Origin of the sequence: Blastopirellula sediminis (assembly GCF_020966755.1) — a bacterium.
GTDB lineage: Bacteria > Planctomycetota > Planctomycetia > Pirellulales > Pirellulaceae > Blastopirellula > Blastopirellula sediminis.
In genome coordinates, this window is the sequence record NZ_JAJKFT010000010.1 from 2086511 (window position 1) to 2107116 (window position 20606).

The 20606-nt window shown below is 59.1% G+C and carries 21 protein-coding genes; 10 read left to right on the plus strand and 11 right to left on the minus strand.

Annotation, left to right across the window (positions count from 1 at the left end):
• Window positions 1–87: 87 nt before the first annotated feature.
• Window positions 88–1290 (plus strand): PDZ domain-containing protein, encoded by a 1203-nt coding sequence (locus LOC68_RS20055; RefSeq protein ID WP_230222042.1) that lies wholly within the window; start codon window positions 88–90, stop codon window positions 1288–1290.
• Between the two features lie 68 nt (window positions 1291–1358).
• Window positions 1359–2339 (plus strand): aldo/keto reductase, encoded by a 981-nt coding sequence (locus LOC68_RS20060; RefSeq protein ID WP_230222044.1) that lies wholly within the window; start codon window positions 1359–1361, stop codon window positions 2337–2339.
• Here LOC68_RS20060 and LOC68_RS20065 read toward each other — a convergent pair.
• Window positions 2226–3440, minus strand: coding sequence for a sodium:calcium antiporter (locus LOC68_RS20065; protein ID WP_230222046.1), 1215 nt, complete (start codon window positions 3438–3440; stop codon window positions 2226–2228). The two genes, LOC68_RS20060 and LOC68_RS20065, sit on opposite strands and share 114 nt — an antisense overlap.
• A gap of 368 nt (window positions 3441–3808) precedes the next feature.
• On the opposite strand from LOC68_RS20065, the gene LOC68_RS20070 reads away from it, so the two are divergent.
• The 3 genes from LOC68_RS20070 to LOC68_RS20080 all read left to right on the plus strand — a co-directional run bounded on the left by LOC68_RS20070 (window position 3809) and on the right by LOC68_RS20080 (window position 5682).
• Window positions 3809–4096, plus strand: coding sequence for a hypothetical protein (locus tag LOC68_RS20070; protein WP_230222048.1), 288 nt, complete (start codon window positions 3809–3811; stop codon window positions 4094–4096).
• A gap of 65 nt (window positions 4097–4161) precedes the next feature.
• Complete coding sequence (locus tag LOC68_RS20075) at window positions 4162–4569, plus strand: hypothetical protein (protein ID WP_230222050.1); 408 nt, start codon at window positions 4162–4164, stop codon at window positions 4567–4569.
• A gap of 117 nt (window positions 4570–4686) precedes the next feature.
• The gene (locus LOC68_RS20080) at window positions 4687–5682 is read left to right on the plus strand and encodes a hypothetical protein (protein ID WP_230222052.1); all 996 of its coding nucleotides are present in this window, start codon (window positions 4687–4689) and stop codon (window positions 5680–5682) included.
• A gap of 3 nt (window positions 5683–5685) precedes the next feature.
• On the opposite strand, the gene LOC68_RS20085 is transcribed toward LOC68_RS20080, so the two are convergent.
• Window positions 5686–6381, minus strand: coding sequence for a metallopeptidase (locus LOC68_RS20085; RefSeq protein ID WP_230222053.1), 696 nt, complete (start codon window positions 6379–6381; stop codon window positions 5686–5688).
• Between the two features lie 150 nt (window positions 6382–6531).
• Between LOC68_RS20085 and pyrE the strand changes: the two genes are divergently transcribed.
• Window positions 6532–7089, plus strand: a complete 558-nt coding sequence (gene pyrE, locus LOC68_RS20090; RefSeq protein WP_230222055.1) for an orotate phosphoribosyltransferase — start codon at window positions 6532–6534, stop codon at window positions 7087–7089.
• Window positions 7090–7103: 14 nt separating this feature from the next.
• Window positions 7104–7388, plus strand: coding sequence for a (2Fe-2S)-binding protein (locus LOC68_RS20095; protein WP_230222057.1), 285 nt, complete (start codon window positions 7104–7106; stop codon window positions 7386–7388).
• A 12-nt stretch (window positions 7389–7400) separates the two neighbouring features.
• Here the strand turns inward: LOC68_RS20095 and LOC68_RS20100 are convergent, their stop codons facing one another.
• Window positions 7401–7757: an STAS domain-containing protein gene (locus LOC68_RS20100; RefSeq protein WP_230222059.1), complete on the minus strand. Its 357-nt coding sequence runs from the start codon at window positions 7755–7757 to the stop codon at window positions 7401–7403.
• Between the two features lie 392 nt (window positions 7758–8149).
• Here LOC68_RS20100 and LOC68_RS20105 point away from each other — a divergent pair, with 392 nt between their 5' ends.
• Complete coding sequence (locus tag LOC68_RS20105) at window positions 8150–9208, plus strand: LOG family protein (protein WP_230222061.1); 1059 nt, start codon at window positions 8150–8152, stop codon at window positions 9206–9208.
• Window positions 9209–9457: 249 nt separating this feature from the next.
• Here LOC68_RS20105 and LOC68_RS20110 read toward each other — a convergent pair whose 3' ends face one another.
• On the minus strand, window positions 9458–10087 hold the full coding sequence (locus tag LOC68_RS20110) for a DUF2617 family protein (RefSeq protein WP_230222063.1): 630 nt from the start codon (window positions 10085–10087) through the stop codon (window positions 9458–9460).
• 110 nt (window positions 10088–10197) lie between these two features.
• Window positions 10198–10932 (minus strand): CPBP family intramembrane glutamic endopeptidase, encoded by a 735-nt coding sequence (locus LOC68_RS20115; protein WP_230222065.1) that lies wholly within the window; start codon window positions 10930–10932, stop codon window positions 10198–10200.
• A 101-nt stretch (window positions 10933–11033) separates the two neighbouring features.
• On the opposite strand from LOC68_RS20115, the gene LOC68_RS20120 reads away from it, so the two are divergent.
• Entirely contained in the window at window positions 11034–11699 is a 666-nt protein-coding gene (locus LOC68_RS20120) for an endonuclease III domain-containing protein (RefSeq protein WP_230222067.1), read from the plus strand.
• A gap of 179 nt (window positions 11700–11878) precedes the next feature.
• Here the strand turns inward: LOC68_RS20120 and lpxB are convergent, their stop codons facing one another.
• From lpxB to trpB, 5 genes are all read right to left on the minus strand, one after another.
• Window positions 11879–13096 carry a lipid-A-disaccharide synthase gene (gene lpxB, locus LOC68_RS20125; protein WP_230222069.1) on the minus strand — a complete coding sequence of 406 codons (1218 nt, stop codon included), beginning with the start codon at window positions 13094–13096 and terminating at the stop codon, window positions 11879–11881.
• Between the two features lie 21 nt (window positions 13097–13117).
• Entirely contained in the window at window positions 13118–13882 is a 765-nt protein-coding gene (locus tag LOC68_RS20130; RefSeq protein ID WP_230222071.1) for a glycosyltransferase family 2 protein, read from the minus strand.
• A gap of 163 nt (window positions 13883–14045) precedes the next feature.
• Entirely contained in the window at window positions 14046–15701 is a 1656-nt protein-coding gene (locus LOC68_RS20135) for a formylmethanofuran dehydrogenase subunit A (RefSeq protein WP_230222073.1), read from the minus strand.
• A gap of 32 nt (window positions 15702–15733) precedes the next feature.
• Window positions 15734–16537, minus strand: coding sequence for a tryptophan synthase subunit alpha (gene trpA / locus LOC68_RS20140; RefSeq protein ID WP_230222075.1), 804 nt, complete (start codon window positions 16535–16537; stop codon window positions 15734–15736).
• Window positions 16538–16581: 44 nt separating this feature from the next.
• The gene (gene trpB / locus LOC68_RS20145; protein ID WP_230222076.1) at window positions 16582–17808 is read right to left on the minus strand and encodes a tryptophan synthase subunit beta; all 1227 of its coding nucleotides are present in this window, start codon (window positions 17806–17808) and stop codon (window positions 16582–16584) included.
• 192 nt (window positions 17809–18000) lie between these two features.
• Between trpB and mutM the strand changes: the two genes are divergently transcribed.
• Window positions 18001–18846: a bifunctional DNA-formamidopyrimidine glycosylase/DNA-(apurinic or apyrimidinic site) lyase gene (gene mutM / locus LOC68_RS20150; protein WP_230222078.1), complete on the plus strand. Its 846-nt coding sequence runs from the start codon at window positions 18001–18003 to the stop codon at window positions 18844–18846.
• Window positions 18847–18940: 94 nt separating this feature from the next.
• On the opposite strand, the gene LOC68_RS20155 is transcribed toward mutM, so the two are convergent.
• Complete coding sequence (locus tag LOC68_RS20155; protein WP_230222080.1) at window positions 18941–20569, minus strand: DUF1559 family PulG-like putative transporter; 1629 nt, start codon at window positions 20567–20569, stop codon at window positions 18941–18943.
• Window positions 20570–20606 lie beyond the last annotated feature (37 nt).

A 20606-nucleotide genomic window follows, 5' to 3' on the forward strand; every position in this document is an offset into this window, starting at 1 on the left:
AGATTGTTTTCCTCTGGCATTATTGTGAAGATCGGGGGAGAATACGAAAGACCGCCTACCAAAATGCCGCTAATCAAGGAACGGCCGTTGAGACCGTCTCTCTTCTATATATCGCTTGTTCTGATCGCGTGTTGCGCCTCCCAGATCTTTGCGCAAGCTCCTGTCGAAACGACGACGGAAGAAGGAACCCCGGAAAATCAGGCGCCTGCGATGTCGGCGGACGAGGTTCGCCGTTTGATCGCGAAGCTCGATTCGGAGCGGTTTTTGATCCGCGAGGATGCGACCGAAAAGTTGTCGCACGCCGGACCGGAGGCGATTGATGAGCTGACGGCGGCGGTTTCGAGCGGCAGTCTCGAAAAATCGATCCGCTGCATCCATATTTTGAAGCGATTTACGCTGGGGGACGACATCAACGCCGAGATCGCCGCCACCGAACGGCTGGAGTTGATCGCGGCGGCCGGTAACGACGGGGTCTCGCAATACGCCCAGGATACGCTCAACCGAGTTGCGACGCTGCAAGAGGAACGCTCGCGGCGGGTGCTGCGCAGTTTGGGACTGAAGTTCAGCGAATATATGCCGGCGCCCGGCTTTGTCGATCCGTCGCGCGGACCGAGCGTCACGATTGACGACAGCTACAAGGGCGGACCGAAAGAGCTGTACTATTTGCGTCAGCTCCGCTTTATCGAAGACGTGCAGATGTCGGGGGAGAAGATCACCGCCGAATATCTGAAACAGGTCGCGACGATGCAAAACGTGCGACTGCTGACGATCAAAGAAACGCCGAACATCGACGACGAGGCGCTTGGCGAGTTGAACCCGCTGTTGCCGCGACTGGAAAACGTGCGGTTCTACTATCTGCCGATCGACGACGAAGTGATTCCGATGTTCGGCAAGATGGGGCGATTGATCAAAGCGGAACTGTACGGCACCGAGCTCTCCGAAAAAGGGAAAGCGGAACTGTTCGCCCAGTTCGGCGGCGATCCGCGGCGGATGGATATTCGCAACGGCGCCTTTTTGGGAGTCCAGGGACAAACGATCGCCGAGTCTCCCTGCACGGTGGAAGACGTGCCGCGAGAAGGAAGCGCTTTCGCCGCGGGAGTACGTAAGGCGGATGTGATCGAGCAGGTCGACGGCAAAGACGTTCCGCACTTCACGGCGCTGACCGAATTCTTGCGAGACAAGAAAGTGGGGGACAAAATCAAGATGAAGATCCTCCGTGACGGTGAACCGATCGAGCTGACGGTGACGCTGGGCAAATGGCCAATGCGTCAGGATTACGTCGGCCGCTAGACGGTTTCTTTTGTATCGCCCTGTTTTTCTGAACAGGGCGCCGCTCTCTCCAAAGATACGAGTTCGACATGAACGATACGCTAACGGTCGCCGGCGGCGGCAAACTGCCGCTGGTTGGTTTGGGAACGTGGAAGATTGACGCAGCGATCTTGCCTGATCTGATCGTCGCCGCGATCGAGGCCGGCTATCGCCACATTGACTGCGCTTGCGATTACGGCAACGAAGAGGCGGTTGGCGCCGGGTTGCAAAAGGCGCTGCAGCAGGGACTTTGCCGTCGCGAAGATCTCTGGATCACGTCGAAGCTCTGGAACACCTATCATCGGCCGGAGCATGTGCGAGCCGCGGCTGAACGTTCGCTCCGCGACTTGCAGATCGACTACTTCGATCTCTATCACATTCACTTTCCGATCGCGCTGGAGTACGTGTCACCGGAAACGCGGTATCCGCCGGCGTGGTTCTTCGATCCCAGTGCGGCCGAGCCCGCGATGCGACCGATCGCCGTGCCGCAAGCCGAGACCTGGCAAGCGATGCAGGAGCTGAAAACGGCAGGCCTGGCGCGGCATTTGGGCGTGTGCAACTTCAATATTTCACTACTGCGAGAGATCACCGCCGCCACCTTGGCGACGCCGGCGGTGTTGCAGGTCGAACTGCATCCGTATCTAGCGCAAACGCGGCTGATCCGCTATTGCCAGCAGCAAGGAATCGCGGTGACCGGCTACTCGCCGCTGGGCGCTCCGTCGTACGTTCCGCTGGGGATGGCGACCAGCGAAGAAGACTTGCTGAGCGACGAAACGATCTTGGCGATCGCCGAAGCGCATAGCAAAACGCCGGGGCAGATCGCTCTGAAGTGGAACGTGCAACGCGGCGTGGCGGTGATTCCGAAGACGAGCCGCGTCCAGCGGCTGGCCGAGAACCTGGCGCTGTTCGACTTTGAACTAAGCGAGCCGCAGATGAAAGCGATCAATCAGCTTGATCGGCATCGCCGGTTCAATGATCCAGGGCATTTCTGCGAAGCGGCGTTCGGCGCCTTTTTCCCGATCTATGACTGAGGGCGGACCGCGGCGGCGCGACGTTTCTTCTATTGCCGGAGAGGCAGTTGGCTCTTCGGCTTGAACCGCAGGGTTGGTCAGTCGATAGATCACGTAGAGGGATGCGATCACCAGCAGCACGACAAGCAGCGCGTCGGGCTCGACCAGCAGATAACGCTTTTCGGCCCGATAGAGAATCCCCATCGTCGCCACGCACGTGACGAAGATCACCAGGCCGGCGGTCACCGCGTGCACGCCGCTGGCGTCTTGCAAAATGGCGCCGCGACTATAGAACGCATCGACCGGCAGGATGATCGCGATGTTGAACGCGTTGCTGCCGAGGATATTGCCGATCGCCATGTCGGAGGCGCCCATCCGGACGGCGACGATCGTGGTGACCATTTCCGGCAGGCTGGTCGTTAGCGCGAGAAACGTACTGCCGACGAAGCTGCCGCCGAGTCCCGTCACTTCCGCCACCCGATCGGCGACGATCGACAAGTAGCGAGCCGCAATGAAGATGACGACGGTCGCGATCAGGTAGGTCGCAATCGCGCGGGTCAGCGACATCTTCTTTTCTTCCGCTTCCTCCAGCAGCGGCGCCTCTAACGTCGCCGCGACTTGTTGGTCGAGATAGATCAGCCGGAGCGAGAAGAGGTAAAACAAACCGACGCCGAGCGAGCCGAGTCCGACATGTCCCCACGCGAGCGGCAGATCGGTCTGTTGATGATGCAGCAGCAAGAAGAGGAGCAGGATCGAAGTGAGCGCGACGCTGGCCAACGCCGAGAGGGCATGCGCCGCCGAGAGGGGGCTGAACATCCGCGTCTTCGAACGAATCGCCAAATCGATGACGCCGAGGATCAACAGATTGAAGAGGGAGCTTCCCAAGATATTTCCCATCGCCAGGTCGACGCCGGTGGCGTAGTCGGGAAGCTGGACCGCATTGATGTTGATCGCAAATTCGGGAAGGCTGGTCGCCGCGGCCAACAGGACGAGGCCGGCCAGCGAACTGCCGAGCCCTGACTTCTCGCCGATCACGTCGGCGGCTTTGGTCATGAAGCTGCCGGCGATGACGATGACGACCGCCAGGCCGACGAACTGAGCGAAGAGGGTGGGCAATTCCAAAGCGATTGGTTCCCTAATACGAGCGACGATGGCGGAATGACGCCGCTACTGTACAGAATCTGGCAGTCGCTGGCCATGAATCGGGGGGCAAAAACCAAGTTTCCGTCCGCTGCGCAAGCGAAAGTCGCCGAGATTTTGCAGATCTTAACCAAAACCTGCGGCAAACTAAACGGAATTCGGCGGTTTGCCCCTTATTCTGAGAAGCTTTCCAACACTCGCGAATCGATCGAAGAGAAATATCTCGACGACTGTTCGCAATCGGCTGGGAAGTAAGTCGGTTATTCCGCGAGAACTGTTCAACAATTACGAATCGCCTATTTCGATCCGCAGCAAAGTTTCGTGGGGAATAGGGGAGGAGATTGAAAGTCATGGCGAAAAAGAACGGCAAGCCGAAGATGACGCAGGAAGAAGATGGAGCGGATCGCGTCCGACGGAAGGAGCCTTACTCGAGCGAACGGATTGCCCGCGTGGTCGATCGACTCCGCGAACAAGCGGGGCGGCTGTCGAGCCTGGTCCGCTCGATGGAAGAGGCCGAACTGGACGATGTGGTGGTCGATGGGCACGCAATGTTGCTGCGAGGGTTGAATCAGGTCGACAATTTCGCCGACAATACAGCTAGAGCGGTCCGCGAGGCGCGGACCGCCAAGTTCGAATAATCTCGGCTCCCCTTCGCAGCATGTCGGCGAAGCGAGCCGTATGATACGGCTCAATCGCTTTCAGTATGTCGAATGTCGCTCCGCCGGATCGCGCAAGCGGATCCCGATTTCAGAAATGGCTGGCCCGGCTGTTGTTGCTGTTGCTGGGGCTGTTGATCATCGTTCCGCTAGCTATGTTGGCGATTGCGCGGGCCAGCGAAGCGGCGCAGCCGGCGTTCGGATTCTTGGCGGGGGGGGCGATCGGTTTTCTGGTCTGTTATGCGATCTGGTCGTGGGGGTTCGACTCTTCGATGCAGGTCCTCTCGCTGATTTTCGGGGTGGTCGTCGCCGCGATGTGGTTCTCGGACTCCTTCTTTGTCTACGTCCTGGGTCTGATTTTCGGGGTGGCCGCCTATTACCGTAGTGAGTGGTTCTGGACCGGGGCCAACGTGACCGCAAAATTCGTCTCGGAACGAATATTCCGACGCCAGTAGCCCCTATTTGGCGATTTACGTGAAAAATCTCTAGAACAGTTGTAGCCGGGACGATCAAAAAGAATACGCTTCACTTTAAGCGCATTATCTCGTTCAACGCTTAACGAGTTACGTCTCGTGGATTCCGATACAACCACTCGCGATCGGCTCTGTGATGGGCTTTGCCTGCCGATCGCGCCGATCGCGGCGACGGAGGGTCAATTCGACCCGCTCCGGCAGCGATTGCTGTGGCGCTACTACGCGACGGCTGGAACCGGAGGAGCGGTCGCGGATCTCACGAGCGGATCGCCGCAGCTGCGGCGCGAATTGCTCGCTTCGCTCCTCGCGATGCCAAACAAAAACAATCACGAGCCGTGGCTGCGGATCGCGCTGGTTGGCGAAAGCGAAGCGCTCTCGATGGCCAGTGAGTTACGCGCGGCGGGAGCCGATGCGATCGCCGTCGCCCTCGACGAAGCGACCGGCGGTTCGACCGAAGATTTGATTGGATTGTTGCAGGCGGTTGGTCGCTCGGCGCCGCTGATCGTCTACCCGCAAGCGATTCCTTCGCGACGTTTGTCGACCGTCCAAGCGTGGCGACGCGTGCTGGAGATTCCGCAGCTCAGCGCCGTCTCTCTGCCGTCGCAAAGACAAGCGGCGGTGATGATCGTCCGCGCGATGATGGAAACGCGTCGGAAAGACATCTGCATCTACACCGCCAACGAGATCAATCCGGTCATCGATTTGGTGACTCCGTTTCGCTATGCAAACGGCAACAAAACGATCGAACGTCGCGTGGTCGGCGGGATGTTGCGGCTGTGGGGCGTTTTTACTGCGCGAGCGGTTGAACTGCTGGAACGTTGTCACGTGGTCGCCCAGCGGGGCGCGATTCCGGATGAACTGCTGCAGGTTTCGGTGGAGGTCTCGGAACTGTCGATGGCGCTGGCGACCGAAAACAACGCCGGCTTCCGCGAAGTGCTGAGCCGCAACAAGATTTTCGCCGACAATCGGGACGCTGAGGGAAAACCGCCGAGCCCGGCGACGCTTGACCGAGTCGCTACGGCGCTTGATTACCATCAGCATCTAACCGACTTCGCCTATGTCGCCGCTCGACTCGAAAAGTGGATGGCTGACTAGTAGCTAGTCGCGCCAGATCTCTCCCAGCAGTTTGTGCAACTGCGGATCATGCTTTTTCAGCTCGACGTTGACGAACGGATAGAAGTCGTTCGTGCCGAAGTAGGCTTCCGTTCCTTCGGCGAAGTATTCCATCGGGTTCTGCATCGCGTAGTGGCGTTCCTCTTTGCCATTGTGCCGGAGCACCTTCTCGTATTCGCCGCTCTCTTTGGCTCGCTCGTACGCCGCTTTGATCGCCGCGTCGTCGTAACCAAAAACCCGGTCGTGGTAGCTGTGGGCCAACTCGTGCAAAATCATGAACGGTTGTTGACGCGACCAGTCCAGGAACGTCCTTGCGTTGGAGATCTCGACGCACTTTTCCTTTTTGTCGAGAAAACCGTTTTGGCGGAGCCAGGCGACGTCGGGATGATAACAGGCGCAAGGATCGAATTTGTCGTCGTCCAATTCGAGCCAGATCGGCGTCTTTTGCAACTCGGCCAGCGGGCGTTTCGGAACAAGGCGACAGATCTCCCGCAGCTTGTCTTTGAGCAACTGCGTCGCTTCGTCTCCCAGCTCTTTCTCTTCGCGGAGCAGGCGTTTGTTGACGTAGACGTCCCACCCCTCGAGATTGATCACGTGATAGGCGGTAATTGGTTCGGGCGCCGAAGGCTTTTCGGCGGTCTCTGCGGAGAGGAGGACGCAAGCGACAAGCGTGACGATCATGGGAAAGAGTTGCCCCAGGGGTGCGGATTACGGCCGGAATAGGAAGTGCGGCGAATTCGGTCGGCGGGCGCGTCAATGCGTACTACGGCGACCGGGCGTCGCTTGCTACCATAGAGGCTTGAATCTCTAGCGGCGACGGATACCAAAATCATGAAATACGACAAAGCGCGACTGATCGAAATTGTACGGGAAAAGGGGCTCCAGTTCGGCGATTTTACGCTGGCTTCGGGCAAAAAAGCCTCCTACTACATGGATTGCCGCAAAGTGACCCTCGATAGTGAGGGGGCGCTGCAAGTGGCGCTGGGGATCCTCGAAATGCTGGAAGGGGATCTGCCGGACGCCGTCGGCGGCATGGCGATCGGCGCCGACCCGATTACCGCGGCGGTCATCACCATGGCCGCGGTTCAAGAGAAATCGCTGGCCGGGTTCATCGTCCGCAAAGAGGCGAAAGCCCACGGCACCGGACGCGATGTCGAAGGTCCGGTCACCTCCGGACAGTCGTGCGTGATCGTCGAAGACGTCGTCACGACCGGCGGCAGCTCGCTGCAAGCGATCGAAAAGGTCAAAGCGGCCGGATTGGAAGTGCGGGAAGTGATCGCGATTGTCGATCGGTTGGAAGGGGGCGCCGCCGCGTTCGCCGCCGCCGGTTACAAGTTGCGTACGCTGCTGACGATCGAGGACTTCGGCATTCAGCCGCCGCAAAAGTAACGCGGAGCGAAGCGATGCAGCCTGACGACGAACTTTGCCTCTGTTTTCACGTCACGAAACGCAAAGTTGTGAATTTCCTGCGGATTGAAAAACCGCGGCGCGTCGGACAATTGAGCGAATGTTTTGGCGCAGGGACCGGCTGCGGATGGTGCCGTCCCTTTTTGCAGCGACTGTTTGATCAAGCGGTCGCTGCCGGCGAAACGTCGGACGAATTGCCGACGCCGGAAGAATATGCGGCGATGCGCGCCAACTACATCAGCCAGGGAAAAGGAAAACCTCCTGGCGGTTCGCAGGCGTAAGACGCGCAGACGTTAGGACGATTCGCCTACCAGATCGGTGACGGCGGCGTCGACCGAGGGGAACCGCTCCCAGAGCGAATCGATCTTGGAGCGACGCAAGACGCCCAAGCAGGGATCGTCCAGGCCGGCCAAAACCAGACGGCCGTTTCTCTTCTTGACCAGCTTCCAGGTGCGAATCAGGAACTGGATGAAGTACGAACCGAAGAACCGCGTGCAGGAGAGGTCAAAGACGACCAGCGGCGGATCGGCGTGCTTGGCGACCTCGATCAGTTGCTGCGCGGTTTTCCCGAGGTTCGACTCGTCGAGACTGTCGTACTCACGACCAAATTCAATGACCGTTACGTCGCGCTTCCTTTGGATGTTAACCATGCTGACTTCGTTGCGCTGCTCTCGCACAAAGCGCGATAAGACCTGGTTGATAGCTAAAACGAGGGAGCGAACACGGAGGGATAAAGGGTGTCGAGATGTTTTCCGGAAGAATTCAAAAAACACTCTGAAATTCAGTCTACATCCGCCTGCCCAAATTTACAACCCATTAAAAATAAAGCAGTTGCGCTTATTGTTAAACCAATAAAGGGTTGTGTATATACCGCAATTCGAGGCGGCATCTGTAGCGGTGTATGCGTCTCCTGCCGGATGGAGTACCTCATTTGTGGGTGGCGATTTGGCCAATGGGCAGAGTTTTATTCGCGTCCCAATTATCCTGCAAATCAATAAGGGAAGCTTGCCCTCTCGGCTATGATTGTGTGGGAGATAATTACATGACCGATATCAAAGAGGATTCGGCGAACCCGTCGAAAGGAAAGGGCGAAGCTGCCGCCCGTCGCGCTGCGATCACCGCCGAGGAGCTAATTCAGCAAATTCGGGATACCGCCGACAAGTTGGCGGCGGACGATTCTTCTCGCGGCGACCTAAAAATTTTGAGTCGTTCGCTGCGAGAGCTCCGTTACGCGTTCAAAGTTTTCGCTCCGTATCGCCATCGGCGCAAGGTGACGGTGTTCGGTTCCGCACGAACTCCAGAAGGGGCGCCCAGCTTTCAACAGGCGCTGGAGTTTGGCCAGAAGATCGCCGAGAAGAACTGGCTGGTCATTACCGGCGCAGCAAGCGGGATCATGGAAGCGGGGCACTTGGGCGCCGGCCGTGAGAACTCGATGGGGCTCAACATCATGCTTCCCTTCGAGCAAGACGCCAACGAAGTGATCCTGGGGGACGAAAAGCTCGTCCACATGAAGTACTTCTTTACCCGCAAGCTGATGTTCGTCAAAGAGTGCGACGCCGTCGTCTGTTTCGCCGGCGGTTTCGGTACGCTCGACGAAGCGTTTGAAGTGTTGACGCTGCTGCAGACCGGCAAACGAGACATGTGTCCGGTGATCCTGGTCGACGAACCAGGGGGCTACTATTGGAAGAAGTTCCACGAGTTCATCCTCGATCCGCTGCTAAAGCAACGTTTGATTTCGCCAGAGGACCTGGCGATCTACAAAGTAACCGACAGCTGCGACGCGGCGGTCGAAGAAACGCTCCGCTTCTATCGCAACTACCACAGCATGCGGTATGTCCGCGACAAGTTGGTATTGCGAATTCAAGAGGCGCCGTCGCCCGAATTATTTGAACAGATTCAAACCGAGTTCCAGGACATTCTGGTGCGCGGCCGGTTCAAACTGAGCGATCCGCTGCCGCATGAAAGCGATCAGCCTGATTTGGCGCCGCTGCCGCGATTGGTGTTTGAATTCAATCGCCGCAGTCTAGGACGCTTCCGGATGTTGATCGACTGTTTGAATGATCTGTCGATCGAACCGGCGCTGCGGGAGTTTCCGGAGTAACGATTTTTGTAGGGTGGCTAAGGCCGTGTGCCGCTGCTGGCTTGTCCAGCAGTGTTCGCTTGCCAGGTCGCATGGGAAGGAACGCCCATTCATATGCGAGGGGCTCCATGTCTCTTGATAGACTCCAAGTTATTTGGCAATTCCACACTGCTGGGCAAGCCAGCAGTGCCACCCGCACGCATCGTTGGGTGCACCCAACCTACGAAAGAAAGACTGCGAGGAGCGGCCTGAGAGGCCTTCTCGCTTGCGCTACGGCAGTTGGAAGTACGATTCCGTTTTGACGATCACGTTGTCGTCTGGGAACGTGTGGAAGGCCTGGATGAAGGCGCTGCGGCTGCGGGTTTCGGCGTTGATGTAGCTGAGGGCGCCGAAGTTCATCCGGCCGCTCGAGTCAAACTGGTGGACGAGTCCTTGCTTCGGGTCGTACGACAGTTCGCGTTGGCACATCCGGAAGAGCTTGGTGGTGACCGGTTCGAGCTCAAACTCCGCCTTATAGCCGACGCCGCCGTGGCAATCGAGTTTGTCGACGCGACGTCCTTTGAGCTGATAAGCGATCACGCGACGACGTTGCGGGAGCGGCTGATGGGCGCTCGCACAAACTTCGGTCAGCGTCATCCCTTCGTAGCGCCATGTGATGATGTGGCCGACGCTTGTGATATCGAGTTTCAAAGTGTAGCCGCCGCGCTGGATCGTTCGAGACTTGTAGATCTCGAACAACTCCGGGTGGAGCGAACGACTGTAGAGTTGGAAAACCAACTCAGCGACTTTGGGACGAATCGATAGCACGCGGGAAGCTTCCTGTGGGTGAAAGTGCCGGCTCTCGAACCAATCGGTGATCGGCTCGACGCTCCAATTATACGTTGCGTATCGACCGGTCACAAAGAGAGCTTTTCGCGTCTCTTGTTGATTCGATTATGTCCCGTAACTCTTTGTTCACAAGGACTTGACATTCGCCTTTCGTGTGCGCTGAGAATCGCTAGCAGTCGCGATTAAGCAAGCGCCACAAAGACGTCGTAGAGCGCGTGCGTACCGGCCGCGATGCCGAACCCGCGGAAGCTAAACAGAACGCCGAAGATCAAGCCGGCCGAACAACGGAATAGAAAACTATACCACTGAAACGCCTCACCAGCGGACGTAAAAAAGTCATAGTGAGCGGCCGAAAAAATCAAGCTGGAACCGACGATCGCAATTGCGGTCGCGGCCATCTTGGGCGTTCCGAGCCAAATGGCGACTTGCCACAACGCCGGAATCAACATCAAGCGGAACAGAAGTTCTTCATAGATCCCGGCGCCGAAATACGCAATCATTTGGCGGATCGTTTCGCTGGGCAGAACGGAACTTCCCTCGGCCGCGATCTCCGCTTTCAACAGCGCGGCTTGCCAATGCGCCAGTCCCAACAAGATCAGGCCGAGCGCCGCCGATTCAAGCAGCATCAGCGGCAACACCCCCGGCGAAATCTTCCAGGGCTGTTCTTTCAGGTGATGCCAGGCCAGCAGGCAACCGCAGGTCAACAGCGGCAGCAAAAAGTATTGACCAAAGCCGAGCACGATCAGCAGTTCGCGGAGCCAGACGTCGACGCCGTTACGAATCGCTTGCGGACCGAGTGCGAACACGCCGACCTCGTAGACCACCAGCATCGGCACGACGAACGCCAGGCTCACAAGCGGCCGGGCGGACTCGGCGAAGTAGCCGGAGGAGGGCGGTGCAGGTTCGGCGTCGGGCATCGAATTTACGGGATGGGTTGTCAGCGGAAAGGGGAATATCGATATTGTCGGAGAAATGGAGATCGGCTCCAGCCCAGGTATCTACACCCGCATACCCGCTCATGTCGATATCATTGTTGGACGTCTACGAACGGCTGCTCGCCCATTACGGCCATCAATCTTGGTGGCCGGGGGACTCGCCGCTGGAAATCATGGTTGGCGCCATTTTGACGCAAAATACGTCGTGGAAAAACGTCGAAAAAGCGATCGTCAATCTGAAAGAGGAGGGATTGTTCGATCCCTTCAAGCTGCAGGAGACGCCGCTCGAGGAATTGGCCGAAATCATTCGCCCGGCCGGCTATTATCGCCTGAAAGCGAAGCGACTGCAGAACCTGATGCGGTATGTCGTAGAGGTGCATCACGGCGATCTCGATGCGATGTTCGCCTGCAGCGTCCATTCGCTGCGAGAAGACCTGCTGGCGCTCAACGGCATCGGTCCCGAGACGGCCGACGCGATCTTGCTGTACGCCGGGAACTTGCCGTCGTTCGTCGTCGACACCTATACGGCGCGGGTCCTCAAGCGGCATGGCTGGATCGACCAGGAAGCGGACTATCACCAGATCCAGGACCTGTTCGTGAGTCAGCTGCCGGAAGATGTGGCGCTGTTCAATGAGTACCACGCGCTGCTTGTGCGCGTCGGCAATGCGCACTGTCGCAAGACGCCGAAGTGCGAGTCGTGCCCGCTGTGCGATCTGTTGCCGCCGGGTGGGATTGAGGAAGGGTTTTAGTGAGAGGTGCGCTCGCACAACACTAACCCGAGGCGCGAGCCGAGGGAATGCGATCGCAAGCGAATGACGAATGTCGAAGCTCGAATGACGAAACCTCTTTCATTCGACATTCTGGTTTCGACATTCGTCATTTAGCCCACCGCATTCCCTCGGCTCGCGCCTCGGGTTAGTGTTGCGGTTTACGCGGCGCGTTTGGTCGCTACGACGCTTTCGCCGGCCAGTTTGCTGAGGATGTACTCAGCGCCGCGAACCGAAGCTCCGCCGCCGGCGACTTTTTCTCGCAGCTTGTGCAGCTCTTGCACGCGGGCGGCGTAGGCCGGATCGTCTTGCAGCCAGTTGGCGATGCGCGTCGCCATGTCGCCGGTCCGATCTTCGCACGTCAGGTACTCGGGGAAGAGGACCTGTTCGGCGTTGAGGGCGTCGGGATCGTAGGTGTAGTACTCTTCGTCGTAGAACGGCTGGTCGGTCGACAAGATGTTTACCAAGGTGATGTAGCGCACCTTGCGGAAGAAGCTTTGCACCCAGAGCGCGAACGGGCTGATCTTGTAGTGAATGACGGTCGGCTTTTCGTGGTACAAAAGTTCCAGCGAAACGCTGCCGCTGCAAGCCAGGCAGCAGTGAGCCGAATGAATCAGCTCCGGCGTGCGATCGACTTGGACTTCGATATCGAGTCCCGAGGCGATGATCCGTTCGAAGGCGTAGGCGGCCTGGTTTTCGTTGTAGGCGGCGACGGCGAAGCGGACGTCGGGAACCTGGTCGGCGATCTTCTTGGCCGTTTCGAGGAACGGCGGCAGATTGGCGGCGACTTCCTGCGAACGTGAACCGGGGAGGATGACGACCAGCTTGCCCGCTTTTTCGCGCTGATCGGCGAGGAAGCCGTCATGCAACCGATGCTGACGAAGTTGATCGAAGTAGGGATGCCCGACGAAGGTGGCGTTGCAATCGCGCTGGCGATACCACTCTTCTTCAAACGGCAGCTTGCAAAGGACGTGATCGACGAACTTGCGCATCTTTTGCACGCGCCACCCGCCCCAAGCCCAGAGCTGCGGCGTGCCGTAGTAGAAGACGGGAATGCCGTGCGCTTTGGCGCGACCGGCGATCCACCAATTGAAACCGGGATAGTCGATCAAGACGACGGCGTCAGGGCGCGACTCGCGGAAGTAGCGATTCGCTTGCAGCATCAAACCGATAAAGCGATGCAGGTTCAGGAAGACCCGCAGAAACCACATGATCGCCAGCTTGGTCAGGTCAGCGTGCAGTTGGCAGCCGGCTTCGGCCATCTTGGGACCGCCGTAACCGACCAGCTCCAAGTCGCTTCGCCGCGCTTTCAAGGCGCGAATCAAGTTCGCTCCATGCAAGTCGCCGCTAGGCTCGCCGACGCTGAAAAAGATCTTCATTGTTCTTCCCTATGATCCGCTTCAGCCTGCGCGTTTCGGTTCGCGCATGTCGTCAAAAAAAGCGACCCGTAGTTCTGGTAAAAGGTTCTCGGTGCGACGTAGTTCCGCATAGCTCGGCTCTTGCCAGCGCCGGCACAACCACCAGGCGCACGCCAAGTTAAGGGGCGAGGGCCAACCGTCGTTAAGCGGTTCGTCCGGCGCCGCTAGCGCATCGTACTGGATGGGGATTTCAGTCACGCGATAACCGCGCATCGCCACAAACGCGGCCAGGTAACGGTACGATCCGCGGGGGAGCGGCGTATGGATCAGCGCCTCGCGGCGAGCTGCCCAAAACTGCGAACCAGGATCGCGAACGTCCATCCCCAGCAGCATGCGACGGGGAGATCGCACGATGCGATTGAGCCAGCGAGAGGAAGAGTTGGCCGGACGGCGTCCGATCACCAGGTCTCCTCGCGACTGGGCTTCCAACAATTCTTTGATTTGGTTGGGGGGATACTCAAGGCCTGCCGAAGTGAAGACCAGCTTTTCTCCTTCCGACACGCGAATGCCGGCCACGATGGCGCCTGAGAGGCCCACTTTGCGTTCCAGACGAATCGCTCGTAGCGGCGGCAGCTGACGGCAGAGGTTTTCGATGGTCTCGACGGTCGAAGGGCGCGAAGCGTCATCCACCACGATGATCTCGAACGTTTTTTCGAGCGCATCGAGCTGGTCGAGCAGAGCCGGCATTTGTTCCACCAACGCACCGCCGGAGTTACGTTGGGAAATGATGACCGAAATTTCGGGCATGCGCAGCGATATCCCTTCCTGGCTAACCGAGCATCGGCGCGGAGTATGTCAGAAATGCCTCGGAAGGTGTAGAGCAATTTTGGACGCACCGGGTGCGCACCGATCGCCCGTCGCCGTAGTGCTAGCATGTCCCATCAGCGGGCGCTGATCGAGGTGCGGTCGTCTAGCCGCAAGCAATGGCCGAGGCGGAGGCAAGCGACTCGGCGGCGATGGTGTAGTTACGGAAACGAATCGTGTAATGTTCGTTGAACCAGCGCTCAATATGGGGGAGAAATTCGGAATCGAATTCTGGCTCTGCGTAAACTGTCCGTCCTGTGAAGTCGGCCAAGATTTGCCCCTCTTCGCAGATTACTCGCCCCGCCTGAATCACATAGCGGGGACGCTCGAACATCGTGCGGATGTCGGCCTGCGGCGAGTAGATCGTCACGTCGGCGTCCGCCCCAACGCCCAGATGCCCCTTTTGCGATAGCCCCAGCGTCCGAGCCGGCGCCGCGCGAGTGATGATGGCGATCTCTTGCAGCGTGTACTCGCGGTCGAGATCGGCCAGCGTCGAGCGACCGCCGAGCTGGTCGTGCATCTGGGCGATCGCCTCGCGACGGAAATCGGCGTCCATCAGTAGGTGGATGATTTCCGGATAGCGGTAGATTGCGCCGCCGTTGGGGTGGTCGCTGCTCATGCAGACGCGCCACGGGTCTTCGATCCGCAGATACCATTCGAGCCCGATCGCCCACTGGACCGCGTGGACCAGCGCCTTTTGCGGCTGGAACTCCATCGGAATCACGCCGCAGCTGCTCTCTTGCTCGCAGTCGGCCGCAAACCAGCGGTTGCCGGTCATCTCGGCCAGGTGCTGGGCGAACGGAGCGTCGCCGGTCATGCCAAGCGTCCGGCCAGGATTCACGTGGCCGACGTCGACGGTGATGTTCTCATGCGCGTTGACGTAATCGATCAGGGCCGGCGCGCTGCTGGCGAAGCTGGTTGGATCGTTTTCGTCGCCGCCGTAGCTGTGGAACTGCACATGGGCGAAGTGCCCCCGGGCGCCTTCGAGCGACTGCATCGTGTGGAGGGCCGTTCGATAGTTGCCCGGCATCCCCAGGTTATTGCAGTGAATGTGGACTGCGTGCGGAAGTCGGAGGCGGTCGGCCGCAGCAGCCAGTTCGCGGACCACTTGTCGCGGCGTCACGCCAAAGTGCGGGACCGGCTCATCCAGTTGCTGGAGCGACTTGCGGCTGATTTGTTTCCAGTTTTCGACGCCGCCGGGATTCACGATCTTCATCCCGTACGCTTTGGCGGCGTGCAGCGCCCAGCCAAGATAGGCGTCGAGCTCGGCCCGGCGTCCTGCCCGTACATGATCGAGCACAAAGTGATTGTTGCCGAACAGCAGGTAGAAGCCTTTGTCGATCAGCGGCGTATCGGCGAGCTCTTCGTGAGCGTGACGCGCATGGAGCCCAGGAATTGCGGCGTCCATCGCGGTGGTGTAGCCGAGCCCGGCGAACATATAGCCAGTGCCGAAGGTGCTGGGAACCAGACCGCCGGTCGCCGAGCGCGTATGTTCGGTCCGCGGGATGCGATGATCGCGACGATAGTCGGGCGTCATCTTTCGCCCGGCGTTCACTTTGGGGCCGGCGATGTGGCAGTGAAGATCGACGCCGCCGGGCATGACGACATAGCCGCGTGCGTCGATGCGGCGGCTGATTTCCGGGTTCGGCTCGGTCGGCGCGGCGACTACTTTGCCGTCGCGCAGCCAGAGGGTCGTCACTTCGCCGTCAACGTCGTTAGTCGGGTCGTGCAGCGTTCCGTTTTCAATGACGACGTACGACACGGTGATGGCGACCTTGCGTTGAGAGGGGCGGGTTACTCGTTGAGGGCTTCGATCAGCGTCTCGGCGTAGTCGCCCACTTCGGCGATGACTTGCTCTTCGGTCTTCTCGCCGATTTCGCTCATGCGGCGGACGATCGCCGAACCGACGATCACGCCGTCGGCCACTTTCTTCAGCGTGCGGACATGTTCCGGCTGGCTGATGCCGAATCCGATGCAGATCGGCACCTTGGTTTGGCTGCGGAGCCATGAGACGTTCTCGAGCAAGTCGGCCGGTAGCTGCGTCCGTTCGCCGGTGATGCCGGCGACCGAGACGTAGTAGATGAAGCCGGTCGAAGTTTCGGCGATGCGGAGAGCTCGCTCGCGGGACGTGGTTGGGGTGACCAGTTGAATCAGGCTGAAGTCGTTCGCCTTGCAGATCTTGGCGAAGTCGCCTGATTCTTCGACCAGCAGGTCCGGCACGATAGCGCCGGCGACTCCGGCCGCTTTCGCGTCGCGGACGTATTGTTCCGGGCCATGACGCAGGATGATCGCGTAGCTGACCATCGTCACCAGCGGCGCGGTCATCTCGGGCGTCGTCTTGCCGGCCATCTCCAGGATCTGGCTCAGCTTGATTTTGCGGTCCAAAGCTCGCGTATACGAGGCTTGAATCACCGGGCCGTCAGCGATCGGATCGCTGTAGGGAATGCCGAGTTCGCAGACGCTGCTGCCGCGCTTCGAGAGTTCTTTCAGCACGGCCGAAGTGACGTCGAGCGACGGATCGCCGGCGGTGACGAAGGGGATGAACGCCTTGCGGTTGGCGGCGCGAAGGTCAGCGAATACCTGGTCGATCGAAGACATGCGTTGGGGTAACTTTCCGTACCAGCAGGCGAAGGAGGAAACGCTTATTGGCGTTCGGCTTTGAGGCGAGCGATTTCGGCGGCGTCTTTGTCGCCACGTCCCGAAAGGCAAATCACCACGATTTGATCTGAAGGTTTCGACGCGGCGACTTTCATCCCCGCCGCGATCGCGTGCGAAGATTCGAGCGCCGGCAAGATCCCTTCGCAGCTCGCGAGGGCGTCAAACGCGTCGAGAGCGTCATTGTCTTTGCAGTCGGTGTAGCGAACGCGACCGGTATCTTTCCAGTAGCTATGCTCCGGACCGACGCCGGGATAGTCGAGACCAGCCGAGATCGAATGGACGTCGCAGGTCTGACCATCTTCGTCTTGCATGACGTAGCTGTAGCTGCCATGCAGTACGCCGGGGCTGCCGAAGGTCAGCGGCGAGGCGTGATCGCCGGCCAGGTCGCTGCGGCCGCCCGCTTCGACGCCGACCAGTTCGACTTCTTTATCTTCGATGAACGGATAGAACATCCCGGCCGCATTGCTGCCGCCGCCGACGCAAGCGACGACCGAATCGGGCAGACGTCCGAAGCGGGCCAGCGATTGCACGCGAGCTTCGCTGCCGATCACCGACTGGAAGTCGCGAACGATTTGCGGGAAGGGATGCGGGCCGACGACGCTGCCGAGAATGTAGTGCGTCGTTTCGACCGACGACATCCAGTCGCGCATCGCTTCGTTGATCGCGTCACGTAGCGTACGCGAGCCGGTCGTGACGGGGCGAACTTCGGCGCCGAGCAGTTTCATGCTGAAGACGTTCGGCGCTTGGCGACGAATGTCCTCTTCCCCCATGTAGACGACGCAGGGGATGCCGAAGTGGGCACAAGCGGTCGCGGTCGCGACGCCATGTTGACCGGCGCCGGTTTCGGCGATGACTCGCTTCTTTCCCATTCGCAAGGTGAGGAGCGCCTGGCCGAGCGTGTTGTTGATCTTGTGGGCGCCGGTGTGATTCACATCTTCCCGCTTCAGCCAGATCTGGGCGCCGCCGCATTTTTCGCTCAGACGCTTGGCGTGATAGAAGGGGGAAGGGCGGCCGACGAAGTCTTGCAGCAGCTGATCGAGTTCGGCCTGGAAAGCGGGGTCCGCTTTCGCTTTGGCGTATTCGACCGTCAACTCGTCCAAGGCTCGCGTCAACGTCTCCGGCACATAGCGTCCGCCAAAAGCTCCATATCGTCCGGAAGCGTCCGGAACATTCGCCGAGGCGGGGCCGAGAGATTCGCTAGCAGGGTTCATTCGCACTTTGCGGGGATAGAGGTGTAGCGGGGCGTTTGCAGGGGAGGACGCAGTCGCCCGTCCAAGGTTCGAGTATCAATGGAAGCTTTTGGGGGGTCAAGTAGAGGGGACCGCCGGCGACTAACGCCCCAGGGCGTTTCGCGCTACAATTGAAGTCGGTTTTCGCCCTACTTTTCCGACCCCAATCAAGTCATGCCGGAACTCCCTGAAGTCGAAACGATGCGCCGCGGGATTCTCTCGATCGTCGGGGCGAAAGTGGCTGACGTCGCCAAACCGCCGTGCGCTCGACGCCCTATTTTACTGGCCCCGGGGATCGCCGCATTTCGGCGGAGAACGGTCGGCCGGTCGATTACGGCAATTGATCGGGTCGGCAAGAGGGTCATCATCGTTCTGGAGGGGGGAGATCGGATTGTGCTCGAACCGCGGATGACCGGCCTGGTGCTGGTCGCTGATCCCCCCACGCGCGAGCATCTGCGGTGGGTAATGACGCTCGAGAACTCTCCGGTGGAAAAGGTCTGGTACTGGGACCGCCGCGGACTTGGCTCGGTCCGCTTGTTTTCTGAGCAAGAGTTTGTCGCCGAGTTCACCGAAAGCGGCAAGATTGGCCCGGACGCGCTCTCCATCTCGTGGGAAGAACTGCGCGATCGACTGACGAAGAGCCGCCGCGCAGTGAAAGTGGCGCTGCTCGATCAGAAAGCGGTCTGCGGCGTCGGCAATCTGTACGCGGCGGAACTATTGCATGTGGCGAAGGTGCATCCGGAGACGCCGTGCGATGAGATCTCGACCGCCGCTTGGAAGAAGATCCACGCCGCGATGGTCGACGTACTTCAGGAGGCGATCAAGTACGAGGGATCGACCCTCGGCGACGGCACTTATCGCAACGCGCTGAACCAAGACGGCGGGTATCAGAATTGTCACCGCGTCTATGGTCGCGAAGGAGAGCTTTGCCGCACTTGTGGGAAGAAGGAAGTGATTCGCATCGTGCAGGCGCAACGAGCGACGTTTTTTTGCGAGCGGTGTCAGAAGGCGAAACTTTAACGCTCCGAGGCTGTGAGTCAAACTCACAGCCTCTGCTGGCCAATGTTATTGCCGAGAGCTAGTTTTTTTCCGCCAACTAGTTCGTCGGGCCTCGCTAGTCGCGATAGTCGGCGACTTCGCCGCCGGCATAGGTTAGCAAGGCCTTAAGAAGCTCGTCGGTCAGGTTCTTTTTGACGAAGTACTGCACGCTTCCGTCGTAGCGGGCGGCGGTCATTCCTTTTGCGTCGCCGGGCAACAGTGACTTTATCGGGAAGGCGAGATCGACTTCAAAGTCGTCCGGTCGCGTCCAGATTACCGCATCGGCCGAAGGGACTTCGATAATGGCTAGCGTGTTGGACGTGCCGTCGGTCATGTCGGCAAACGTGAGATCCCCTTTCTTGCTGGCCGGCAAGCCTTCTCCCAGCGGACGCTCGTAGCGGGTCCTCCCTTCCGCCGCCAAGGCGTCTTCGCCTGGCGAGAGGTAGGTAACGGGGATCGTGTTGATCAGCTTTCGGTTGTGCTCGCTATCCCACGGTTCATCGAGGTGGAATTGTTGGTACAGGGCGGCCTGTTCGATGTACGGGAGGATATGAACTCGCCATGAAAGGAGCGGCTTGCCGTTGGCGTCATAAGAATCGCTCGGCATTTTTTGATGGGTGTCGTAATAGTTATGAAGCGCCAGCATCATCTGCTTCAGGTTGTTGGTGGAACGAGAGCGATAAGCGGTCGCTTTCGCGGATGCGATCATCGGCACCAAAACGGCCGTTCCGCTCGCCAGCAGCATTTGCGGCGAGGTCTCCGGCTTGCCGACCGTGGTCATGACGACTTGATTCTCTGAACGCGTCGGTTGGATGGCGTGGAGCAGCGTGCGAATGACGCGATCGGTATATTGCTGAATCGCCTGGCCCTCGGGGCTGTCGGGGTCGTTGGGGCGAGTCAAATCGCCGAACGCTTTTGTGCCGGTATCAAACAGCCCCTGAACGGTCATTTCCAACTGCTTCGCTTTGTCTTCGTTGCGGGCGGTCAGCTTCAACGTGACGCCCCCTTTTTCTCGATCGAGACTGCCGATCAATTGTGCGTGTGAAAGCTGCTGAGGCAGGTTTTTCAGATCGGGGAAGTTCTGAAATTGGGGATCGCTCAGAAGAAACTGCGCCATCTCGCGAATCGACCGCACGTCGAGAAACGCTTGAAATTCGACCTCTTGCATATCGCTCTTCAATAACTGGGCCATTGGCGATTCGGCTGGCTGCCGCTGTTGAGCGAGCATGGCCTGGATGGCGTTTGGCGTTCCCAGCAAATAGGTCTGCTGGTCAACAGGGTAGACGTTGAACAACAAGTTTCTTGATCCATCCAAGTACCGATCGGAATTGGCCATGGTATTCGGGACGAGTTCGCCTGCTTCGCGCAGCGGCGGAAAGAGAGAGTCGAGGGGGACCGGCTTCGCGAGTTTAACCACAGCCCCAACTTGCGGCTTTCCGTCGGGGCCCGGCGGGGTCGCGAACAGCAGCGCCGACTGGATGTCCTGAATCGCCAATCCAGCGAATTCATTCGATTTGACGGTGAGAACTTCCCAGGGGACCATCTGCAATAGCGGGCTGCTATGAATGGCCTGCGGTTTAACGACCGCGGCCAAGGCGGCTTGCGGGGGGAGGTATTCAACGCCAATCGTATCTTGGGCGTGAAGCGATGCTGTGCCGACGGCAAGCAGCAGGAAAAGGGCAAGCGATCCAGTTGAAAGTTGCATGAGCTGGGTTCCCGAAGAGGAGAAATCTGGTGCGTAC